This is a genomic window from Microbacterium enclense, from assembly GCF_001456955.1.
Lineage (GTDB): Bacteria > Actinomycetota > Actinomycetes > Actinomycetales > Microbacteriaceae > Microbacterium > Microbacterium enclense.
On record NZ_KQ758467.1, the window covers coordinates 220,316 to 242,042 of the forward strand.

General features: G+C 70.3%; 22 protein-coding genes. 11 read left to right on the top strand and 11 right to left on the bottom strand.

Annotated elements, in window-relative coordinates; translation table 11 throughout:
- Positions 1 to 21 precede the first annotated feature (21 nt).
- The 5 genes from AS029_RS00990 to AS029_RS01010 form a co-directional block, all read right to left on the bottom strand.
- The gene (locus AS029_RS00990) at positions 22 to 2,103 is read right to left on the bottom strand and encodes a family 43 glycosylhydrolase (protein ID WP_058230752.1); all 2,082 of its coding nucleotides are present in this window, start codon (positions 2,101 to 2,103) and stop codon (positions 22 to 24) included.
- Positions 2,104 to 2,211: 108 nt separating this feature from the next.
- A complete protein-coding gene (locus AS029_RS17755; RefSeq protein ID WP_175456613.1) occupies positions 2,212 to 2,604 on the bottom strand; it encodes a twin-arginine translocase TatA/TatE family subunit in 393 nt (130 codons plus the stop codon).
- A complete protein-coding gene (gene tatC, locus AS029_RS01000) occupies positions 2,601 to 3,413 on the bottom strand; it encodes a twin-arginine translocase subunit TatC (RefSeq protein WP_228375848.1) in 813 nt (270 codons plus the stop codon). Before tatC ends, AS029_RS17755 begins: the two co-directional genes overlap by 4 nt.
- Before the next feature lie 3 nt (positions 3,414 to 3,416).
- Positions 3,417 to 3,668: a Sec-independent protein translocase subunit TatA gene (tatA, locus tag AS029_RS01005; RefSeq protein ID WP_058230754.1), complete on the bottom strand. Its 252-nt coding sequence runs from the start codon at positions 3,666 to 3,668 to the stop codon at positions 3,417 to 3,419.
- 132 nt (positions 3,669 to 3,800) lie between these two features.
- On the bottom strand, positions 3,801 to 4,649 hold the full coding sequence (locus AS029_RS01010) for an alpha/beta hydrolase (protein WP_058230755.1): 849 nt from the start codon (positions 4,647 to 4,649) through the stop codon (positions 3,801 to 3,803).
- A gap of 220 nt (positions 4,650 to 4,869) precedes the next feature.
- Between AS029_RS01010 and AS029_RS01015 the strand changes: the two genes are divergently transcribed.
- The 3 genes from AS029_RS01015 (at position 4,870) to AS029_RS01025 (ending at position 7,409) form a co-directional block, all read left to right on the top strand.
- Positions 4,870 to 6,060 (top strand): sensor histidine kinase, encoded by a 1,191-nt coding sequence (locus AS029_RS01015; RefSeq protein WP_058230756.1) that lies wholly within the window; start codon positions 4,870 to 4,872, stop codon positions 6,058 to 6,060.
- Complete coding sequence (locus AS029_RS01020; protein WP_058230757.1) at positions 6,057 to 6,725, top strand: response regulator; 669 nt, start codon at positions 6,057 to 6,059, stop codon at positions 6,723 to 6,725. The genes AS029_RS01015 and AS029_RS01020 overlap by 4 nt, the downstream gene beginning before the upstream one ends.
- A 141-nt stretch (positions 6,726 to 6,866) precedes the next feature.
- Positions 6,867 to 7,409: a TetR/AcrR family transcriptional regulator gene (locus AS029_RS01025; protein ID WP_244886975.1), complete on the top strand. Its 543-nt coding sequence runs from the start codon at positions 6,867 to 6,869 to the stop codon at positions 7,407 to 7,409.
- A 16-nt stretch (positions 7,410 to 7,425) separates the two neighbouring features.
- Here the strand turns inward: AS029_RS01025 and AS029_RS01030 are convergent, their stop codons facing one another.
- The 3 genes from AS029_RS01030 to AS029_RS01040 form a co-directional block, all read right to left on the bottom strand.
- Positions 7,426 to 8,448 carry a pirin family protein gene (locus AS029_RS01030; RefSeq protein WP_058230759.1) on the bottom strand — a complete coding sequence of 341 codons (1,023 nt, stop codon included), beginning with the start codon at positions 8,446 to 8,448 and terminating at the stop codon, positions 7,426 to 7,428.
- Positions 8,445 to 8,783, bottom strand: coding sequence for a GNAT family N-acetyltransferase (locus AS029_RS01035; RefSeq protein WP_058230760.1), 339 nt, complete (start codon positions 8,781 to 8,783; stop codon positions 8,445 to 8,447). The genes AS029_RS01030 and AS029_RS01035 overlap by 4 nt, the downstream gene beginning before the upstream one ends.
- 120 nt (positions 8,784 to 8,903) lie before the next feature.
- The gene (locus AS029_RS01040) at positions 8,904 to 9,662 is read right to left on the bottom strand and encodes a hypothetical protein (protein ID WP_058230761.1); all 759 of its coding nucleotides are present in this window, start codon (positions 9,660 to 9,662) and stop codon (positions 8,904 to 8,906) included.
- Between the two features lie 166 nt (positions 9,663 to 9,828).
- Between AS029_RS01040 and AS029_RS01045 the strand changes: the two genes are divergently transcribed.
- The 8 genes from AS029_RS01045 to AS029_RS01080 all read left to right on the top strand — a co-directional run bounded on the left by AS029_RS01045 (position 9,829) and on the right by AS029_RS01080 (position 18,610).
- Positions 9,829 to 11,517, top strand: coding sequence for a PHP domain-containing protein (locus tag AS029_RS01045; protein WP_058230762.1), 1,689 nt, complete (start codon positions 9,829 to 9,831; stop codon positions 11,515 to 11,517).
- 8 nt (positions 11,518 to 11,525) lie between these two features.
- The gene (locus tag AS029_RS01050) at positions 11,526 to 11,735 is read left to right on the top strand and encodes a twin-arginine translocase TatA/TatE family subunit (RefSeq protein WP_058230763.1); all 210 of its coding nucleotides are present in this window, start codon (positions 11,526 to 11,528) and stop codon (positions 11,733 to 11,735) included.
- A gap of 147 nt (positions 11,736 to 11,882) precedes the next feature.
- Positions 11,883 to 14,147 carry a carbon starvation CstA family protein gene (locus tag AS029_RS01055; protein ID WP_058230764.1) on the top strand — a complete coding sequence of 755 codons (2,265 nt, stop codon included), beginning with the start codon at positions 11,883 to 11,885 and terminating at the stop codon, positions 14,145 to 14,147.
- A 20-nt stretch (positions 14,148 to 14,167) separates the two neighbouring features.
- Positions 14,168 to 14,395, top strand: coding sequence for a YbdD/YjiX family protein (locus tag AS029_RS01060; protein WP_228375849.1), 228 nt, complete (start codon positions 14,168 to 14,170; stop codon positions 14,393 to 14,395).
- Between the two features lie 13 nt (positions 14,396 to 14,408).
- Complete coding sequence (locus tag AS029_RS01065) at positions 14,409 to 15,581, top strand: sensor histidine kinase (RefSeq protein ID WP_058230766.1); 1,173 nt, start codon at positions 14,409 to 14,411, stop codon at positions 15,579 to 15,581.
- Positions 15,578 to 16,282: a LytR/AlgR family response regulator transcription factor gene (locus AS029_RS01070; protein ID WP_058230767.1), complete on the top strand. Its 705-nt coding sequence runs from the start codon at positions 15,578 to 15,580 to the stop codon at positions 16,280 to 16,282. Before AS029_RS01065 ends, AS029_RS01070 begins: the two co-directional genes overlap by 4 nt.
- A gap of 484 nt (positions 16,283 to 16,766) precedes the next feature.
- Entirely contained in the window at positions 16,767 to 17,159 is a 393-nt protein-coding gene (locus AS029_RS01075) for a hypothetical protein (RefSeq protein ID WP_058230768.1), read from the top strand.
- Complete coding sequence (locus AS029_RS01080; protein ID WP_058230769.1) at positions 17,156 to 18,610, top strand: sodium/solute symporter; 1,455 nt, start codon at positions 17,156 to 17,158, stop codon at positions 18,608 to 18,610. The genes AS029_RS01075 and AS029_RS01080 overlap by 4 nt, the downstream gene beginning before the upstream one ends.
- Before the next feature lie 228 nt (positions 18,611 to 18,838).
- On the opposite strand, the gene AS029_RS01085 is transcribed toward AS029_RS01080, so the two are convergent.
- The 3 genes from AS029_RS01085 to AS029_RS01095 are packed head-to-tail and all read right to left on the bottom strand — an operon-like array spanning position 18,839 to position 21,671.
- Positions 18,839 to 19,417 carry a TetR/AcrR family transcriptional regulator gene (locus AS029_RS01085; protein ID WP_058230770.1) on the bottom strand — a complete coding sequence of 193 codons (579 nt, stop codon included), beginning with the start codon at positions 19,415 to 19,417 and terminating at the stop codon, positions 18,839 to 18,841.
- Entirely contained in the window at positions 19,417 to 19,971 is a 555-nt protein-coding gene (locus AS029_RS01090) for a TetR/AcrR family transcriptional regulator (RefSeq protein WP_058230771.1), read from the bottom strand. The genes AS029_RS01085 and AS029_RS01090 overlap by 1 nt, the downstream gene beginning before the upstream one ends.
- Positions 19,968 to 21,671, bottom strand: a complete 1,704-nt coding sequence (locus AS029_RS01095; RefSeq protein ID WP_082642086.1) for a purine-cytosine permease family protein — start codon at positions 21,669 to 21,671, stop codon at positions 19,968 to 19,970. The genes AS029_RS01090 and AS029_RS01095 overlap by 4 nt, the downstream gene beginning before the upstream one ends.
- Positions 21,672 to 21,727 lie beyond the last annotated feature (56 nt).

Below are 21,727 nucleotides of genomic sequence, written 5' to 3' on the forward strand. Positions count from 1 at the left end.
TGGTGGTCGAAATGGGGCGGACTACGCAGACAGCGCGCCGTAGGCGACGGTCTTCGTCTCGGTGACGGTGGCGCCGTTCACGACGCCGGACAGCTTCGCCGTCGCATCGCCTGCCTCGATCGAGGAGGCACGCGAGTTGAAGGTCACGCTCGCCGACTTGCCCGGGGCGACGGACGTGAACGCCTTCTCTCCGTAGGGGGTGGAGAGAGTGATGTCGAGCGGCGACGCCTCGTTGTTCGTGGCGACCACCGTGACGTGGATCTTCGAGCCGATCTTGCGCGGCGTGGCCGTGAGTTCGACCTTGAGCGCGGGAGGCGGCGGGGGAAGGAACAGTCCCTTCTCCTTGGCGAAGGTGTAGTTCTCGCCGAAGACGTTCATGGCGGTGACACCGACCTTGACGTTCTCGGTCGTACCGAGGATCTTCAGACGCACGGCGTGGGTGAGCACCCGGTCGAACACGACATAGTCCGAGGTGTAGGCGACGTCGTTCGCGCTGCGGTCGGCGAGCGGCTTCCACGTGTCGGATTCGATGTCCTTGTACTCCAGCGTGTAGCGCACGGCGTTGCGCTTGGTGAAGGTCAGGCCGAGCTCCTTCCACTGGATCTGTGCCGAGGAGATGTAGAAGACGTTCGCGAATCCGACGATGTACGACGGATCGGCGTCGCCGTCGGCCGGCTCCCACCAGGTCTGCGTGCTGTGGTCCATCGCATAGATCGGCAGACGGCCGGGCGCGTAGCTGCTCGCCCAGTACGCCGAGGTGAGCTGGCTGATGTTGTAGAGCCCCACGTCATCCGTACCGTTCTGCGTGAGACCGGGCGCGAGGCGCGGGGTGTTGGAGAGGCGGGCGCTGATCGTGCCGTCCTCCGCGACCTCGCAGATGTCGAGACCCATGCGTCGCTGGGAGCCCTGTTCGTACGCGATCACGATCGTGTAGAAGAACACGAGGTTGTCGTTGAAGTCCACGATGAAGGCGCCGTGACCGGCGTTCGGGAATTGCGCCTGGCCCTCGAGTGCCTGACCGACCGGGTTCGCGTCCTGCGGTACGTACGGTCCGAGCGGCGACGAGCTCTTGGCGACACCGGTCGCGTACGTGGTGTGCTCGGTGCCGCCGCTTGCCACCGAGATGTAATAGGTGTCGCCCACCTTGAAGATCTGCGACGCCTCGACGTAGCCGTGCGTCGTGTGCTGCTTGTTCTCGCCGAAGTGCTGCCATTCGTCGTTCGGGTCGAAGTTCCACACCACGACGGGGTCGGTGAGGAATTTGCGCGGATCGTTCGCGTCGAGCTCGACGGCCATGTGCGGTGCGCCGATGTTGTAGCTCATGTACAGACGACCGTCGGTGTCGAGGAAGAATTGCACGTCGCTCGCGGTGAAGACGCTGCCGTCCTTCCGCGTGAACGGCCCCATCTCGGTCCAGGGACCGAAAGGTGCGTCCGCCGACCACACGCCGGTGCTGTTACCGGCGAGGTAGTACTTCGCTCCTACCTTCACGACGGTGGGGGCCGTCGCTCCGATGTTCATCTCGTGGAATTCCCAGTTGATGTAGTCCTTCGTGCTCCACGCGTTGATGTTGCCCGTGTCGCCCAGCATGCTGCCCGACGCGTAGAGGTAGATGGTGTCGTCGACGAGGATCGGGGAGAAGTCCGCCGCGGTCCTCGACGAGTTCTCCGTCGCGAGTGCGAAACCGGTCTTCGCCTGGCGCACCATGCTGCGGCCGTCGGCGGGCAGCCAGCGCTCCTTCGCGAGGGTCGCACGCATGGCGGGCGTGACCGCTGCGACTCCGGCGTCGCTCGCGGGCATCGTGCTGGGCCGGGCGCCCACGTCGAGGAAGGGCAGGTTGACGGGGTTCACGTAGGTCTTCGTCATGTCGACGTTCTCGAGCGGCACTTTCGCCGCAGAGTTCGCGCGCATCGCCGCTGCGGCGACCGCCGTCGCCGCCAGTGCGGAACCGGCGCCCGAAGCGGCGACGGCGGGCGTCGCCACTGCCGTTCCACCGGCTGCCGCGGCGCCGACGGCGGCGGCGCCGAACGCGGACATCTGGAGGAACCGGCGGCGATCGAGGCCGGAAGGGGCTCCGTCTTTGTTGGGGGTGTCATCCTTCATTGGATTTCCTTTCGTGGAGCTGCGTCGGTGCAGCGGGTGCCGCCGGAGCGGCAGATTGTCGGCGCTGCCGCGATTGCGCAGCGCGAAGGGACGAACGTGTCGGCGACCTCAGGCCGCGTCGGCCTCACCGGCATCGGTTCGATGGGCACGCGCCGCGCCGTCGAGCGCGGTGTCGTCGACCGCGAGGATGGGCCGGGGGGCACGCCGCGGCGTCTCGGTGGGTGCCGGCGGCGACGCCCCGGGGGAGTCGTCGGTCAGTGCCTCGCGAATGATGCGGCGGGGGTCGTACTGCCGCGGGTCGAGCTTGGTCCAGTCCACGTCGTCGAAGTCGTCTCCGAGTTCCGCGCGCACGCGTTCTCTCGCGCCGCTGGAGAGGACCTTCGCGCGGCGGACGAGATCGCGCAACGACTGCGCCGCCTGAGGCAGCCGCTCCGGACCGATGATGAGCACCGCCAGCAACCCGATGACGAGGACCTTCTCGATCGTCAAGCCGAAGATCATGCCGCCACCCCCTGCTCGAGATGCGCCTTCAGCCGCTTCGCCCGGCGCGCGTCCACGATGAACGCGACCCCTGCAGCGGCCAGGTAGAGGACGATGAGGATCCCCGCGAGCATCAGCATGGACACGACGTCTGCAGCCGGCGTGGCGAGGGCGGCGAACACCGCGGAGACGAGCACCGCGACGCGCCATCCGCGAAGGATCCCCCGCGCGGAGACGACCCCCACCAGGTTCAGCAGCACCAGCAGAAGCGGCAGGACGAAGGCGACCCCGACGACCAGGACGAGCTTGAGGATGAAGTCGTAATAGAACGAGTACTGCAGGATCTGCGCGCCACCCTCGGGCACGAAGCTCGCCATGAGCACGATCGCATGCGGCGAGATGAGCCACCCGACGAAGCAGCCGGAGAAGAACAGCGGAATCGCCGTCCCGACGAAGGCGACGGCGTAGCCGATCTCCTTGCGCGTGAGAGCCGGGACGAGGAACAACCAGATCTGGCTGAGCCACACCGGTGCGGCGATGACGACACCCACGGCGAGCGCGATGCGAACCCGCAGGTCGAATGCGGCCGTGACGGTGTCGAAGTTCAGCGCCGCGAGCGCACGACCCTGCTCCTCGTTGAGGATGCGGATCGGAGCGGTGAGCGCCTCGATGATCCCGTCGGTGGCGATGAAGGCGATCACCATCGCGACCACCACCGCCACGGCGCAGATCAGGAGGCGCTTGCGCAGTTCGGCGATGTGGCGGTGCAACGGCATCTGGCCTCCGGCTCGCGCGGGCCGGACCCGCGCGAACCGAGCGATGCTCGTCATGGCTCAGTCCTGGCGGTGCGAAAGGGACTGAGATGCGCCGTCGACCACCGGGGCGGGCGCCGCGGTCCCCGTGGGACGCGCCGACTCCGCCGCGGTCGCGGCCGACTCCTTGCGCGTCTCGCGGATCTCCCCCTTGAGGATGCGCGCGGACTCGCCGACGCTCTTCGCGAGCGCGGGGAGCTTCGCGGCACCGAAGAGCAGGAGGATCACGACGAGAAGGATGATCAGATGCCATCCGTTCAGATTTGCGAACATGCGGCGGACCTTTCGTTCGCTGCGGCTTTGCAGCGGTCGGGTGGAGTGGTGGTGCTTGTGCGCGTCGTTAGCGCTAACAGCATTGTGTGGGCCGCGATGAACGGTGTCAACTTTTTTTTTGACTCGGCCGTATCAGTCGCTGAAGACGAAGCGACTGCCGACATACGGGCCCAGCAGTTCCGAGATCAGGAACGAGGCGGACGCCGCCGTCACGGCATCCCTGGCGCTGAAGCGAGCGTTCGGCGACTCGGAGGAGAGGTCGATCATGTCCTTCGGCTCGGGCATGCGTTCGTACGCGACGTCGAGGCCGGGAAAGGCGGTCTTCGCGAACGCCGCGGATCGGATGACGCGCACCGGCTGATGGAGACGGTGCGCGTAGTCGACGGGGTCGAACTCCCCCGACAGGTCGAGCGACGCCAGCGTGATGGCGGGGGCCGCGGCGTCGTCGGGGCGGCGGATCATGGCGGGGGGACGCCCCCGCATCTGTCGGGCGCGATCCTCCGCGATGCGCGCCTCTCGCCGCGCCGCGCGGGTGGGGTGGTGCTCGTCGTCGGCGTCCCCGCGCAGGATGCTCGGGTCGCACAGGACCAGCGCGCCCACGCGCGGGTCGAGTGCGGTCGTGAACATCGCCACGGCGGCATCCATGCCGAAGCTCAGCAGGCCGACGGAGCTCGCGCCGCCGTCCACGAGCAGCGAGGTGATGACGTGACGGAGGTCGCGGGACTGCTGCCACGGGTCGTGTTGCCGGCGTGGGGAGCCGTCGCTGCGCCCGTATCCCCGGTGGTCGTATGCCACGACCTGCAGGCCGTGCGCCAGAAAGGCCGGGGCCACCGCCTCCAGCTCGAAGTCCTTCGACCCGGTGTCGCCCAGCACGACCACCGTCGGGATCGCACCCGCGGTGCCCGCGGGGCGTGCGATCCTGCCGCGGATCGTCACATCCGAGAGTGCGAGTTCCCACGCGTCGCTGTGACCTTGGCTCACGATCCGTCCTTCATCTCGTCCGGCGCCGTCGCCGTCACCCGCAGGTTCTCGCAGGTTATGAAGCGGCTATGAACCGGTCAAACGCCGTCGTCCGCCCGATGCCCGGAAACATCCGCCGGGCATGGCGGAAGCGGCGGAACCTACCTCGTCTGGGGTACATTCCCCGTACCTCGGGCGAGGTACCCGTACGGGCACTGCGCCCCGGAGGTACGCTTCGCCGGTGGCCGATCACAACGACGTCGAAGCCCCGCGATGGCGGAGGCTCGCTGCGTGGTGGGCGGTGACGCTTCTCATCCAGGCCACCTACCTCTTCCTGACCTTCGTCACTCTCGTCGATTGGGCTCTCACGTTCGCGTGGCGGCCGGTCTCGCCGGTGATGACGGTCATCCTGATCCTCGTCACGCTCTCGGTCTTCGCGCGCACGCGGTTCCCTCGGGTGTTCTTCGCCGCTCCTCTGACCTTCGCCTTGGCTTTCGCGTACGGCTTCGAACCGCGGGTGCCCACCCTGACCGGGCTGCTGTTCCTGATCATCGTGAGTGGCTCGGTCGCGTTCTCGACGGTGTCGTTCCCGATCGCCGCCGCCGCCGCCATCTCGATCAGCACGGCGTTCACGCTGGGTCTGGTCGTCGTCCGGGGCGTCTCCCCGTTCCATCTGATCCCGCTCTTCATGACCGCGGGAATGGCGATCGCCCTGTTCTCGGGCCAACTCAGCTCGGCCCGCCGGCGCCTCATCGATGCGGCGCGGCGGCGCGCACTCGAAGCGGAGGAGACGCGCGAGGCGGTCGCGGCGACTCGGGTGGCGGAGCAGCGGCTCGCCACCGCGCGAGACCTGCACGACGTCGTGGGTCACCGGATCGCGGCCATCAACCTCCACGCCGGTCTCGCGAACGCCACGCTGGAGACCGAGCCGCAGCAGGCGCGGGCGTCCCTGTCGGTCGTGGAAGAGAGCGCGGGTCGCATCCTCGACGAGATCGGAGCGCTTCTGCGAGCGCTGCGACGCGATGATGCCGGGGCTCTGCCCACCCCGATGACGGCCAGGGAGCTGCCGCGCCTGGTGAACACGCTGTCGGCCGGGGGCCTGCCCATCGAGCTCAGCGTCGACGATGCGCTTCCGCAGCTCGACCCGGAGGTGGACGAAGCGCTGTACCGCATCCTCGAGGAGACTCTGGTCAACGCGTACAAGCACGGCGCTCCCGGTGCGCAGGCGAGCGCGCGCATCGGTTGGGACGGCCGGGCGATCACCGTCGACGTGACGAACACGATCGAGGATGCCGGCTCCCCGTCCCGCTCGACGGGTCTCGGCCTCGTAGGGATCTCGGAACGGGCACGCGCGTTGGGCGGAACCCTCACGGTGACGCGCGAGATGGGCCACTTCATGGTCGGGGTGAACATCCCCGTGGGTACGGCGTGAGATCGAGCCCTGTCTCGGTCCTGATCGTCGACGACCAGGACCTGATCCGTGACGCCCTCGCGGCCCTCCTCGCGCTCGACGCCGATTTCCGGGTGGCGGGGCATGCGCGCAACGGCGTCGAGGCGGTCGCTCTCGCGGCGGAGCTTCGACCCGACGTCATCCTGATGGATGTGCGGATGCCGGGTCTGTCCGGCCCGGAGGCGACGAGCCGGATCAAACGGAACCCGGCACTGCGAGGCACGAAGGTGCTCGTGCTCACGACGTTCGAAGAGGCCGACGTCGCCCGGGCGTGCGTCGCGGCCGGTGCCGACGGATTCCTCGGCAAAGGCGTGTCCACGGCGTCGCTGCGCGATGCGATCCACGCGGTGATGCGGGGGGAGGCCCCCTTCTCTCCGCGGGCCGCCCGAGCTGTGCTCGCTCCGCGGCTCGCGCCACGAGCCGGCGTCGGCGACGTTCGCGACGCCCCCACCGCGGGCCTGACCGACCGCGAGGTCGACATCGCCAAGCTCGTCGCGTTGGGCTTGACGAACGAGGAGATCGGACGGCGTCTGAGCATCTCGGCCGCGACCGTGAAGACGCATCTGCGTAACGCGATGAGAAAGCTCCACGTGCACAGTCGCGCCCATCTCGTGGCGCTCGCCCACCGGACGGGTCTCGCCCCGTGAACCTCGAGGGGTCTGTGTAGGCTCACGTGTGCCGCCCGCCCCGCAGGGGCGCCATCGCGAAGCCCGCTGAGACGAGAGCAGCTCATGTCGCCCACGCCGTCCCCCTCCATGCGGTCCTCTGAAGCCACGACGCGACGCATCTTGGACGCCGCGCGCGAGGAGTTCGCTGAGCACGGCTTCAAGGGCGCTCGCATCGAGCGGATCGCGGAGGACGCGCGCGCGAACAAGCAGCTCATCTATCGGTATTTCGGTGACAAGGATGGGCTCCACGAAGCGGTGCTCGAAGAAATGGTCGCGGTCTGGTCCACGGAGCAGACGGCGCTGCCCGACGACACGACGTCGGCGGGCGCCTCCGACGCCCGCACGTGGGCGCGCTTGTCCGTCTGGGAGATGCTCGCCGCGGGCGAGGGGCCCGCGCCCGGGTCTGACGTTCTCCGCGGATCGATCCTCCGACGCGTCGAAGAGGTGCGGCGGGAGCAGCGCGAGGGGCTCGTCGACGAATCCCTCGATCCGGAGATGGTCCTGCTTCTGCGTGCTGCCCTCGCGGCTCTGCCGTGGGTCGCCCCCCATCTGGTCGAAGCCGCGACGGAGCGCCACCCGTTCCACGATCCGGAGATCCGACGACGGCTGCGCGACTTCGGTGCGCACCTCACCGCGCCGTCACGGCTCGGCGACACGCCGTAGGTTCAGCCGCTAGGCGTCAGGCCCGCCGCCTCCTGGGCGTCAGCCGCACCGCCGGGAGCGGCGGTGCCGGGATCCGCTCGGGCCCGTGGTCGACGACCGCGCCGAATCGATCGGCCCGCGCTTCCCACGCCTCGCGCGCCTCGACGATCTCGTCGTGCGAGCGGCCGACGAAGTTCCACCACATCACGATGTCGGCCTCGAACGGCTCCCCGCCCAGCAGGAAGACCCGGGCGCCTTCGTCGCTGCGCAGCTCCAACCGGTCGCGACCCTTGCCGAGGTAGACCAAGCGCGTGTGATCGACGGATGCCGTCGCGCCCGGCCCCACAGCGGAGGAGGGGTGTCGCGCGGCGTCGGCGTCGACGGCATCCATTCCCGTCACCGCCTCCGCGGTGCCGGTCATGCCGTAGACGGCGTACTCCCACTCCGGGCGGAGCGGCACGCGTACGTCGACCCCGGCCGGCAGGCGCAGCTCGGCGCCCACGATCGGCGTGTGCACCGTCGCGGGGGAGTCCACCGCACCCAGCGAGCCCATGACCACGACCGCGTCGGCGCCGTCGCCCAGGTCGAGCACCGGCAGATCCTCGTGCCGTTCGAAGGCGGGACCGCCGTGCCGGCGGGACTCCGGCAGGGCGACCCACAGTTGGAGCGCATCGAGCGGGATGGGCTCATCGCCCACCGAGTATTCGGAGTGCGCGATCCCCGCGCCGCTCGTCATCAGGTTGAGAGCGCCGGGGCGCACCACGACGTCGCTGCCCACGGCATCCCGGTGTCGCACCTCGCCGATGATCGGCCACGTCACCGTCTGCAGGCCGATGTGCGGGTGGGGTTCGACGCGCATCAGGGTGTCCTGCGGTCCGAACCGGTCGAGGAAGCACCACGCGCCCACCATCGGCAGCGCACGGTGAGGGAGTGTGCGGTGAACCTCCATGCCGCGCACGCCGCCGAGCGGCACCTCGCGCGCCTCGATGACGAGTGCGCGCGGCCCGTCGCAGTCGACCGGGCCCTCGGATGCCGGGGGAGCGACGTCGAGCCGGGTCACGAGGGTTCGCCGGGTCCCGCCTGGTCGGCGGCGTCGGCCTCGTCGGGCCACTCGACCACGAGGCCGGGCACGTCGTTCTCGCGCAGGTAGTGCGCGACGAACGGGCAGGAGGGGATGACGCTGCCGCCGCGGCGGGCGAGGTCGCTCAGCGCTTCGCTGGCGAGGGTCTTGCCGAGACCCCGGCCCTTGAACGCGGGGTCGACCTCGGTGTGGGGCAGATTCAGGCGGTCGTCGCCCGCGGGGCGGAACTCGAGGAACCCGCCCAGCTCGTCGCCCACGTGGATCTCGTAGCGGCGTGCCTCGTCGTTTCGGGTCACGGTCACGTCATCGGCCATCGGCGTCTCCTGTCGTCGGTGTCCACAGCAACGTACGTCGGCCCTGCGGTGTTCCGCACCCCCTCGACAGCGCGGCATCCGTCCCCGTGCGCGGGATCGACGTCACCCCTCCGGCGAGGATCAGTCCTGTGCAGCGGGCCGTCGACGCGCGCGAACCACCGTGATGAGTGTTCCGGCGGCCAGGGCGAGGAGTCCGATTCCGACCACGCCCGCGACCTGGACGCCCGTGTTCGCGAGGCCGGAGGCCGAGCCGGCGGCGGGGGCCGCCGACGATGACGGGGTGGCGGCGGCACCCGACGCCGCGGCGGTCGGGGTGGACGTGGGGCCGGAGCTCGTGGGGGAGGGCGTGGGCGCGGGGCTCGCGTCGGTCGGCGTCGGCGTCGGCGTCGGCGTCGGCATCGTCGTGCCGGAGATCGACCACTGTCCGGCGGAGAACGCGATCGGCAGGGTCGCCGCGGGGACGACGGTGACGGGGATTCCGCCGCTCACGGCGAGGCACTCGAGGGTCAGCGTCGCGCCGCCCGCCTCCACTCCGGCCGGGACGACCTCGGCGAAGGAAGAGGACATGGGGACGGTGACCGGGGAGGCGCCGTCCGTCGAGATGGTCGCGGAGACGACCACGACGGAGGTGTCGGCCGTCACGCTCAACCGGGCGGCGTCCTGCGCCCCGCTGGGGCATCCTTCGGCCAGGGTCGCACTCGCGAACGACGGGTAGGCCGTGGCATCCCCGCTCGTCACCGTCGTTCCAGCGGAGTCCTGCAGGACGAGAGACGAAACTGCCGCCACAGCAGGCGTGGTGGCGAGAGCGGTGGTACCGAGCATCGCGACGGTCGCCAGAGCGACGCGGACGGGGCGGGAAAGCGAGGGGGTGCGGGACATGACGGCTCTCTATCGGGTGGACGCGACGTGCGCGGGACAACCGGGACTGTCGCCGATCGAAGCGTCGGGCACGTGAACAAACAACGTTGTTCCGTCGGCATCCGTATGAGCGTCATTAACTCGGCGTCGCTACGGTCCCCGTCGTCCCTCACACGAAAGCCCGTCGATGCCTGAACACAACACCCCTTCCGGTTTCACCCGTCGCACCTTCCTCGCCGCGACAGCCGTGGCGACAGCCACCACATCCGTCGGCCTCGCCGCCGGAACGACGGGGGCGCAGGCGGCGATGTCCGGTGCGGCGGACGCGACGACCCCTCGCGCGGCGGGAGCGGTCGATCCGGCCCGCGTGCAATGGGTGGTCTTCGATCACCACGTGCACTCGTTCTATTCGCACGACGCGAAGTACGCCATGACGACCATCCTCGACAATGCGCAGCGCTTCGGGGTGGGCGCGATCGCGTTCACCGAGCACAGCAACTTCGGCCACGCCAACACCGGTGGCATCTTCAACGCCGCCCGCGAGATCGAGGTGGCCCGCGCGGCTCGCCCCGACCTGCTCGTCTTCCAGGGGTTGGAGTGGTACATCCCCGCCGCCGAGCACGGCACCGTGCTGGTCGCCCCGGGGCCCCAGGTGACGCAGATCCTGCGTCGCTTCGAGCTGCTGTTCGACGGCAAACTGAACAAATGGGACAAGCCCGACCCGGCCACCGACCAGGCTGCCGAGTACCTCCAGCACGCGGTCGAGGGCATCCAGTGGCTCGCGCAGCAGCGCGACGAGGGTCTCATCGACGACGTGCTCGTGCTGGCCAACCATCCCTGCCGCTTGGGCATCGATTCCCCCGCCGAGCTGCGAGCGTGGCAGGATGCCGACCCCGACATCTTCATCGGGATGGAGGGCGCGCCGGGTGCGCAGGCATCGGGCCTGGCGACCAACACCTCCGACGCGAGCCAGCGGGGCGAGTACGAGAACGCGCCCGGCACCTACTCCTACGCCGGTTTCCCCGAGGTGGCCTACCGCCTGCACGGGGGCTTCGACTGGATGACCGCCGTCGTCGGCGGCATGTGGGACAGCCTCCTCAGCGAGGGTCGCCGGTGGTGGATCACCACCAACAGCGACCTGCACCTCAAGAACCTCGACACCGTGCGAGTGGGTGATTTCCCCACCGGGGACAACTGGGAGGCCGGTCTCACCCTCGGCAACTTCAACCGCGCGGGTCGCCGACCCGAGCCCATCGCGACCTCCGATCCCCAGTTCGGAAGCGACCTGTGGCCCGGTGAGTTCAGTCGGAACCACGTCGGGGTCACCGACCGGACGCACACGGGCTTGATGTCAGCCGTCCGCGCGGGCCGCGTCTGGGTCGACCACGGTCACCTCATCTCGGGGCTGTCCGTGGCGCTGCGATCCGTCGACGACACGGCGGTGACCGCGACCCTCGGCGAAACCCTCACCGTGGCCTCGGGCACCGCTCTCGAGCTCGTCATTGACGTGGAGCCGACCACCACCCCCAACTCCTACGGCATCCTGCCCCGGCTGGCGCATCTCGACGTGATCGCTGGTGTGGTCACCGGTCCGGTCGCCGACCGTCAGACGATGTCGGCCCCGCAGACCCGTGTCGTGAAGATGCTCGATGTCAGCGATCGCAGCGCTTCCCGGTTCCAGGTCGTGGTGCCGCTGGGGGCCGTCGAGGCCGACGGGTATCTCCGCCTGCGCGGTTCGGACGGCAAGCGCAACGGCGTCGGCCCGATGGGCGCCGATGTCGACCCGCGCGCTCCGCAGCCCCACGCCGCGGGCGAGGCGAACTGCTGGCTCGACACCTGGATGTACACCAACCCGATCTTCGTCGAGATCGGCTGAGCGGCGTCATGGGTCTTCTCGGCAACGCGTTCAGCGGGTGGCATCTGCTCCTCATCCTCGCCGTGATCCTGCTGCTGTTCGGCGCGGCGAAGCTCCCGGGCTTGGCCAAGGGCGTCGGCGAGTCGGTGCGGATCCTCCGTTCGGAGAGCCGGACTCCCCCCGGTGCCGGGGGTGAACGTCCCTCATCGGCACCGGCCGGACCCGACCCGTCGTCCTGACGCCTCCGCGCCACTGCGGAGAACGTCGCGCACGCCGCTCGTCGCACCGATCGCGCCGTTCGCCGCACGATGAGCGGATGCCACTGGCCCGGCCCGTGGCATCCGCTTAGCCTGCTCGAGTCCGCAGTGCCGCGAGCAGGAGAACCCATGAGCGCTTCCGTCGACGACGACATCGTCACCGATCCGAACCTTCCCCCCGTCGCCGTAGAGCCCGAGAAGCTCCGCAGCAGATGGACCCCCGCCAAGATCGCGCTCTGGATCGGGATCGCCCTGCTGGGTGGCCTCGGCTGGACGATGCTGGCGATCGTGCGCGGAGAGACCGTTAACGCGATCTGGTTCGTGTTCGCAGCCGTGTGCACGTATCTGATCGGCTACCGCTTCTATTCGAAGGTCATCGAGCGGTACATCACGCGCCCCGACGACCGTCGGGCCACCCCCGCCGAGCGCAAGCAGGACGGCAAGGACTACGTCCCCACCGACCGCCGCGTGCTCTACGGCCACCACTTCGCCGCCATCGCCGGTGCCGGCCCGCTCGTCGGTCCGGTCCTCGCCGCCCAGATGGGCTACCTGCCGGGCACGATCTGGATCATCGTCGGCGTCATCCTCGCCGGCGCGGTGCAGGACTACCTCGTGCTGTTCTTCTCGATGCGCCGCGGTGGCCGCACGATCGGCCAGATGGCTCGTGACGAGCTGGGCAGGATCGGCGGCACCGCGGCGATCCTCGCCAGCCTGCTCATCATGCTGATCATCGTCGCGATCCTCGCGCTCGTCGTGGTGAACGCGCTCGGCGAGAGCCCCTGGGGCGTGTTCAGCGTTTCGATGACGATCCCGATCGCCCTCTTCATGGGCCTGTACCTGCGCTACATCCGCCCGGGACGCATCACCGAGATCTCGATCATCGGCTTCGTGCTGCTGATCGGCGCGATCGTCGCCGGCGGCTGGGTCGCCTCGACCGAGTGGGGCTACGCGGCCTTCCACCTCGACCGCACGGTCATCGCCTGGGGCATCATCATCTACGGCTTCGTCGCGGCGGTGCTTCCGGTGTGGCTGCTGCTCGCCCCGCGCGACTACCTGTCGACCTTCATGAAGGTCGGCGTGATCGTCATGCTCGCCGGCGCGATCGTGCTCGTGCGGCCCGAGATCTCGGTGCCCGCGTTCAGCGAGTTCGCCGGCGGCCAGACGGGTCCCGTATTCAGCGGCCCCATCTTCCCGTTCCTCTTCGTCACGATCGCCTGCGGTGCCTTGAGCGGGTTCCACGCCCTCATCGCCTCGGGCACGACGCCCAAGCTCGTCGAGAAGGAGCGCCAGACGCGCTTCATCGGTTACGGCGGCATGCTCATGGAGTCGTTCGTGGCGATCATGGCGCTCGTCGCCGCCCTGTCGATCGACCGGGGCATCTACTTCGCGATGAACTCCTCGCCCGCCGCGACCCTCGGCACCGTCGAGGGGGCCGTCGCGTTCGTGAACGGCCTCGGCCTCGCGGGCGTCAATCTCACGCCCGACATGCTCACCTCCACCGCCGCCGCGGTCGGCGAGAGCTCGATCGTCTCGCGCACCGGTGGCGCCCCGACCCTCGCGTTGGGTCTCGCGCACATCATGCAGCAGGCCCTCGGCGGTCAGGCGATGATGGCGTTCTGGTACCACTTCGCGATCATGTTCGAGGCGCTGTTCATCCTCACGGCGGTGGATGCCGGAACCCGCGTGGCCCGCTTCATGCTCCAGGACTCGATCGGCACCGTCATCCCGAAGTTCAAGGACCTGTCGTGGCGGCCCGGTGCCTGGATCTGCACGGCGATCATGGTCGCGGGCTGGGGCTCGATCCTCATCCTCGGTGTGACCGACCCGCTCGGCGGCATCAACACCTTCTTCCCGCTCTTCGGTATCGCCAACCAGCTGCTCGCGGCGATCGCGCTCGCCGTGGTGCTCGCGATCGTCGCCAAACGGGGCCGGTCGTACTTCCGGTGGCTGTGGATCGTGGCCGTGCCGCTGGCGTTCGCCGCGGTCGTGACGATCACGGCATCCATGTACAAGATCTTCTCGCCGGTGCCGGCGGTCGGATACTGGGCCAACCACTTCGCCTTCCGCGGCGCGCTCGCAGAGGGCAAGACCGAGTTCGGCACGGCGAAGAGCGTCGCCGCGATGGAGGCCGTCGTGCGCAACACCTTCGTGCAGGGCGTGCTGTCGGTGATCTTCGTCACGCTCGCGATCATCGTGATCGTCATGGCGGTGATCGTGACGGTCCAGGCGCTGCGGGGCGGCGGGGGAGAGAACCTCGAGGACGCGCCCGTGCCCTCCCGCCGCTTCGCCGCCGCGGGCTTCCTCGCCACGAAGGAGGAGCGCGAGATCGAGAAGGAGTGGGAGGCCCTCCCCGCCGACCACCCCGGCCGCCCGTCCGTCTCGTCCCACCACTGAGTCCGCGGGACATGACGAACATGGATGCCACGACCCCCGGCCCCCTGCAGCGCGTCGGCGCACGGGTGGTGCGGGCGGGTCGTGGCATCCGGTGGTACGTCACGACACTGATGGGCGACCGGGCCTACGACGTGTACGTCGCGCACCTGAAGGCCCAGCATCCTGACGCGACACCGCTCACCGAGCGGCAGTTCTGGCGGCAGCGCACCGCCGAGCAAGACGCCAACCCGGGCGCGCGCTGCTGCTGAGTAGGCTTCGACAATGCTCGATGCCCCGCTGCTCGCCGGTGCGGCGGGCGTGGTCGTCGGCGTCGCGCTGACCCTGGTGCTCGTCTACGCTCGCCGTTTTGCGCTCGCCCCGCGCGACCTCGGCAGCGACGCCGAGCGGGCCACCCATCGCACGCTCCACGTCGCGGCGGCCGCGGCGGCGGCGCTGCGCGGCGGACGCGACGAACCGGATGCCACCCGCGCGGCGAAGCACCTGCGGGTCCTGCTGGCCGCCGACGCGGTGGCGATCGTGGAGTCGGGAGCCGACCGGGTGGCCGTCGACGGCCCCGACGCGCTCGCCGGACCCGCCCGGCGGATCGCCACCCGCGTGTACGAGTCGGGACGTCGGCAGGTCTTCAGCGAGGCCGGCGAAGCCGCGGTCGGCGCGCCGATCGTCGTCGACGGGAGGGTGTGGGGCGCGGTCGTCGCCTTCGCCGCCGACGTGCGCGCTCCGCTCGTGCGTGCCACGGGCGATGTCGCCGACTGGTGCGCGGCCCAGATCGAGCTCGCGGGGCTCGACGCGTCTCGCGCGGCCCTCGCCGAGGCGGAGCTGAGGGCGCTGCGCGCGCAGATCAGCCCCCACTTCATCTACAACGCCCTCACCGCGATCGCGTCGTTCATCTCGACCGACCCGCCCCGGGCGCGTGATCTCGTGCTCGAGTTCGCCGATTTCACGCGGTACTCCTTCCGCCGGCAGGGCGAGTTCACGACGCTGTCGGAAGAGCTCCGCAGCATCCACTCCTACCTCGAACTGGAGCGCGCGCGCTTCGGCGACCGCCTGACCGTGCGGCTGCGCATCGCCCCCGAGACGCTGGCGACCGTCATCCCGTTCCTGTCGGTGCAACCTCTGGTCGAGAATGCGGTGCGCCATGGGCTGGAGCGACGCGAACGCGGGGGCGTGCTCACCGTGACGTCGATCGACGACGGCACGCACACCGAGGTCATCGTCGACGACGACGGCGTGGGGATGGACCCCGATGAGCTCGCCACCCTGCTCGACCTCGACGCCCCGTCGTCGCACGTCGGCCTCCGCAACGTCGACGCGCGGCTGCGCCAGCTGTATGGCCCGGGTGGGGGCCTCGTGGTCGAGACCAACGTCGGCTCGGGAACATCGGTGCGCCTGCGGGTGCCCAAGTCGCAGCCCCAGCACGAGACGGCGCGCACATGAGCGTCGAGGTGCTCGTGGCCGATGACGAGGCGCCGGCGCTCCATGAGCTGGCGACGCTGCTCTCCGCCGACCCCCGGGTGGGGGTCGTGCGCACCGCGAGCGGGGGAGCCGAGGCGCTGCGGATGCTGGAGCGGGGCGAGATCGCCGTGGCCTTCCTCGACATCCACATGCCCGGGATCACCGGGTTCGACCTCGCGAAGGCGCTCGCGGGGCTCCGTTCGCGTCCCGCCGTCGTCTTCGTCACGGCTGACGACTCCGGCGCGATCAGGGCCTTTGACCTGGAGGCGGTCGATTACGTGCTGAAGCCGGTGCGCGCGGAACGCCTGTACCGGGCGCTCGGGCGTGCGCTGGCCTCCGCGGCGGGAGGGGACCAACCCGACGACGAGACGATCCCCGTCACCGTCGGATCGAGCACGCGGCTGGTGCGGCGGGCCGAGATCCGCTGGGTGCAGGCGAACGGCGACTATTCGCGTCTCTACACGCCCACCTGCGACCACCTCGTGCGCATTCCGCTGTCGGAGCTCGCCGAGCGCTGGTCGGGTGCGGGATTCGTGCGCGTGCACCGCTCGTATCTCGTGCACCGCGACGCCGTCACCGAGGTGCGGTTGGCCGGCTCAGCGCCCACCGTCGTGCTGGCCGAGATCGAGCTGCCGGTGAGCCGTCGCCTCGTGCCGTCCGTGCGCGACGCGCTGCTGCGCTGACCCCGCACCCCCTGCGGCGCCGCCGCGCTGCTGCGCTGACCCCGCACCCCCTGCGGCGCCGCCGCGCTGCGGCGCCGCCCCTCTGTGTTGACTTGCGGGACATGCTCGCCGGATAGGGGCGTCGGCGTACACACGGCGCGAGTCAGCGGCATCCGTCGGGTCGTCGCGCAGGCCGACGCGAGCGGTCCCGCGCTCTCGCGCAGGCCGACGCGAGCGGTCCCGTGCTCTCGCGCAGGCCGACGCGAGCGGTCCCGCGCTCTCGCGCTCCTCCGCTCTCGCGCTCCTCCGCTCTCGCGCTCCTCCGCTTCCGAGCCCCCCTGCTGCCGCGTCGCCGCGATGCTTCTCCGACGCCGCCCTCTCCGGTGACTTGCGCGAATTGCTCGCCGGATGAGGGCGTCGGCGTACACACGGCGCAAGTCAGCGGCATCCACCGGGTCGTCCCGCGCATCGACGCCGGCGAGAGCGGATGCCACGATGGGATGCCATGACCGACGACGAGCGTCCCCTGCCGCGCGTGCGGGTCACGGCATCCACCGCGGGTCGGGTGTCGCGCCCCGTGACGCGCGGCTTCGCGCTGCCGGGGCGCACGGCGGACGAGGCCGACGAGGTGTTCTCGCGGGGACTGGTGCGCGCGCAGCTGCGCCTGGCCCTCGGCTGCGTCGCGGCGTTTCTCGTCGTGGCCGCCGCGTTGACCGGCATCATCGCCGCCCTGCCGACGCTCGGCGACCCGACGGTGTTCGCGGTGCCGCTGTCGTGGCTTCTGCACGCGTACGGCTTCTATCCGCTGATCCTCGTCTTCGCCCTCATCTACGCCCGGGCCGCAGCGCGGAACGAACGTCGGTACCGTCAGCTCACCGAACCCGAGGATGCCGAGTGAACCCGGTGTTCGACCTCGCCGCGGTGGGGCTGCTCGTGGTGACGACCGCGGTGCTGGGGTTCGCCGGCATCCGGTCTTCTCGCACGCGCAGCGACTTCTTCGTGGCATCCCGCAGCGTCGGGAGCGTCTGGAACGCGTCGGCCATCAGCGGCGAGTACCTCTCGGCCGGCACGTTCCTCGGCCTGGCGGGACTCGTGCTGCTGTCGGGGGCGGAGGGCTTCTGGTTCCCGATCGGCTATGCGGCGGGGTATCTGCTGGTGCTGCTGTTCGTCGCGGCGCCCCTGCGCCGGAGCGGGGCGTACACGATCCCCGACTTCGTCGAGGCGCGGCTGGAGTCGCGCGCGGTGCGCCGGGTCACCAGCGTCGTCGTGCTCGTGATCGGCTGGCTGTACATCGTGCCGCAGTTGCACGGCGCGTCGCTCGCGCTCGGCGTCGTGGCCGATGTGCCGCCCTGGGTGGGCGGGGTGGTCGTCGCGGTGCTGGTGGCGGGCATCGTCGCCGCGGGCGGGATGCGCGCGATCACGGCGGTGCAGGCGTTCCAGTACTGGCTGAAGCTGACCGCCCTGCTCGTGCCCGCCGTCTTCGTGCTGGTGGCGCTCTCGGGCGGCGGCTTCGACGTCGATCCCGCGCGGGTGTTCCCCGTCGAGAGCGGCCCGGGTGCGCTCGACGCGTACGCGACCGTCTCGCTGCTGCTCGCGCTCCTGCTCGGCACCATCGGACTGCCTCACGTGCTCGTGCGGTTCTACACCAGTCCGAACGGGGCCTCGGCCCGGCGCACCACGGTGATGGTCATCGTGCTGATCGGTGCCTTCTATGCGGTGTCGTCAACGATGGGATTGATCGCGCGCGTGGTCGCCCCCGACCTGGCGGTGCCGGGCGTCGCCGACACCGTCGTGCTCGCGCTCCCGTCCCGGGTGTTTCCGGGCCTCGTGGGCGAGCTGCTGACCTCGCTCCTCGTGGCCGGAGCGTTCGCGGCCTTCCTCGCCACGTCGTCGGGGATCGTCGTGTCGCTCGCCGGGGTCGTGAGCCAAGACGTGTTCGGCGGAGGCGTGCGCTCGTTCCGCGTCTCGGCGGTGCTGTGCACCGCGGTGCCCCTCGCCGTGGCGCTGCTGAGCGAACCCGCCGGGCTCGTCGCGAGCGTCGGGCTGGTCTTCGTCTTCGCGGCGTCGACCCTGTCGCCCGTGCTGCTGCTGGGCGTGTGGTGGCCGCGGCTCACCGCCCGCGGCGCGGTCGCCGGAATGGTGGTCGGCGCCGTCTCGTGCGGTGCGGCGCTGCTGGCCGGCGGGGCGCTGCGCGGCGCCGGCGGGTGGGCGGTGCTGGTGACGCAGCCGGCGGCCTGGACGATCCCGCTGACCACGGCGGTCATCGTCGCCGTGTCGCTGCTCGACCGCGGTGGAGCACCCGTGCGCGTGGAGCGGTACCTCGCGCGCCTGCACACGCCGGACGCGTGAGGCGGCAGGCACGTCCGGCGCCGGCGGCGCGGCGTCGCCGGGCGGCGGTGCGCGCGTTTCGTCCGGGCGTGCAGCGATAACGTGTGCGCCGAGAAACGGCATCCGCGGCGGGAAATGTGGTGTCAAGGCGTTTCTGCCACGGAATCGCGTTTCTCGCCGGGAAAACACCGCCGCGCGCCCCCCCCGGAAGAACACCGCCGCGCGCCGGGCCGACGCGAGAAGCGCGTGTCAGCCCTGGTGCGCCCGCGCCCGCAGCGGGTCCAGCACGGCTTCGGCCGCCCACGCCGCGGCATCCGCGATGTCGCGCCCGCGCATGCCCAGCTCATGCCGCATCGTGACCCAGGTGGTCGAGGAGTCGAGGTGGCTCAGCGCCGTGACGATGGCGAGGCGTTCGTCGTCGTCGAGCTCCGTCACCTCCCGGTCGAGCAGCCGCTCGAACTCCGCGCGGTGCGGCGCGGGATCGGCGCCGTTGACGCCGCGCATCGCGGTCTCGGCCACCACGTGCGCCAGCTCGGGGCGGCGCTCGTACGCCGCCATCGTCTCGCGGATGGCGAGGGGCACGTCGAAGATCGACTCCGACGCGGCGCGCGAGAAGATCGTCGCCTCGATCCACGCCGCCGTCGCCAGCAGCAGATCGGCGCGGGCGGGGTAGTACCGGAACACGGTGCGTTCTCCGACTCCCGCGCGCGAGGCGATGATGCGGAACGACACGTCATCGGTGCCGACCTCCTCGATCAGCTCGGCGTAGGCGACGAGGATCGCGGTCTCGGTGCCGGGGGTGTTGTCCTGCGTCTTGCGTGCGGCCATCACGCGGCCCGCGCGGCCCCGGTGGCGGCGGGCAGCACGCGATCGACGGCCCGGTCGAACAGTCGCGAGGTGGTCTCGGCGTCGGCGTCGAACGAGGTGCGCAGGCGCGCCCAGTACATGGCCGAGGCGAACGTGCGCAGCGTCGCGGCAGCGCGCAGGGCGTCACGACGGTTCAGGTGAGGGACCGTCTCGGCGAGCATCGCGACGATCGCCTCGGTGAGAACGGATGCCGAGCGCTGCCCGGTGGGAGAGAGGGCGGCGCCGCGGGCGGCGACGAAGGCCAACGCCGGCTGGGCGTCGTAGGCGCGGAAGCGCGCGTGCACGGCGGCTCGGAACTCCGCGAGCGTGTGGAACGCCCCCAGCGGCAGGTGCTCGTCGTCGATCCACACCGACAGGGCCTCGAGCAGGTGCGAGCGCGTGGGGAAGCGACGGTAGACCGTGCGTTCCGACACGCCGGCGAGCTCGGCGATGTCGGCGTACGAGATGTCTTCGAACGTGCGCTGCCGCAAGAGCAGGGCGGCGCCGGCGAGCACGGAGGGCGCCTCGTCGTTCATCGCTCCACCTCGGTCTCTTCGCGGGCGGCGGTGAGGGGCTCGGGGGGAAGCACGTATCGATCGGTTTCGTCGAGCGTCAAGGCCAACGACGACACGTACTGCACCTCGCCCCCGGGGCCGGATTCCGCCGACACAAGCATATCCGGCCGCTCGAAGACGTAGCCCGTGACGTGGCAACGCAGGCGCTCACCCGACGGGTTGCCGTCCTCGTCGAGGAGGGGGAGGGGGATGCCGTCCGACCGGCGGCGCAGGTAGTACCGACCGCGGGTGAACACCGCCATGGCGGGCGTGACCACAGCGGCCACCCCGATCGCGACGAGCACGGAGAGGGGCTGCATCCCGGGGCCGAAGACACCGGCGAAGCACAGCAGCGAGGCGACCGAGGCGAGGCCCACCGACACCGGGCCGACCGGGTTCCAGTCGTGCAGCATGCCGCGCCGGAACTCGGGGAAGCGCGGCGACAGGCGCAGCACGTGCTTGTTGACGACGATGTCGACCGAGATGGTCACCAGCCACGCCATCACGACGTTGGCGTACAGGCTCAGCACGAACGAGATGAGGCTGAACACGTCCATCAGCATGAGCGAGAGGGCGATGACGAGGTTGAACACGACGAACACCGTGCGGCCGGGGTAGCGCTTGGTCGCGCGCGTGAACACGTTCGACCACGCCAGCGAGCCGGAGTAGGCGTTCGTGACGTTGATCTTGATCTGCGCGACCACGATCAGAAGCAGCACGAGTACCACCGCGGCCCAGTCGGGCAGCAGAGACTCGTAGAGGCCGAGGAACTGCTTGACCGGTTCGACGGCGTCGTCGTCGATGGACGGGTCGATCTTGGTGATGAGGTACACCGCCAGGAAGATGCCGATGATCTGCTTCGTGCCGCTGAAGATGACCCAGCCGGGCCCGCTGAACACGAACGCCGTCCACCACGATCGCCGGTTCGCGCGGGTCAGCGGCGGCATGACGCGGATGTAGTCGATCTGCTCGGCGAGCTGCGGGGTCAGGGCGAAGCACACGGCGGCGCTGGAGGCGACCGCGCTCAGCGAGACGGTGCCGTCGGAGCGCCCGGCGAACGACCAGAAGCCCTCGACGGCGCTCGGCTGCGAGATCACCACCCACGCCAACGGCAGCAGGGCGAGCACGAGCCACAGGGGCGTCGTCCAGAAGTGCAGGCGCTCCAGCGCCCGCATCCCGAAGATCACGATCGGAACGACCACGACCGTCGAGATCGCGTAGCCGATCGGAAGCGGCACGCCCGCCGCCATCTCGAGTCCCTGCGCCATGATCGCGCCCTCGAGCGCGAAGAAGATGCAGGTGAACCCGGCGAAGATGATGGTGGTGATGATTGAGCCGTAGTAGCCGAAGCCCGAACCCCGGGCGATGAGGTCGAGGTCGATGTTGTACCGGGCGCCGTAGAAGGCGACCGGGAACCCCACGGCGAAGATGATGACGGATGCCACGAGCACCCCGAGCGCGGCGTTGGTCGCGCCGTGCTCGAGGCCGATGCTCGCACCGATCGAGAAGTCGGCGAGGAAGGCGATGGAGCCGAGCGCCGTGGCGCCGACCGACACCGCGCTCCAACGGCGGAACGAGCGGGGGACGTACCGGAAGGCGTAGTCCTCGAGGCTGTCCTCCGCGGCGGCGCGTGCGTCACCGCGGTGGGTTCTGCCTCCCGCTGCCCGTTCGCCCACGCTCACCTCGCTCCCTCGGACACGAAGATCCTCCCCGCCCCGCGTTTCCCCCGCGTTGCCGC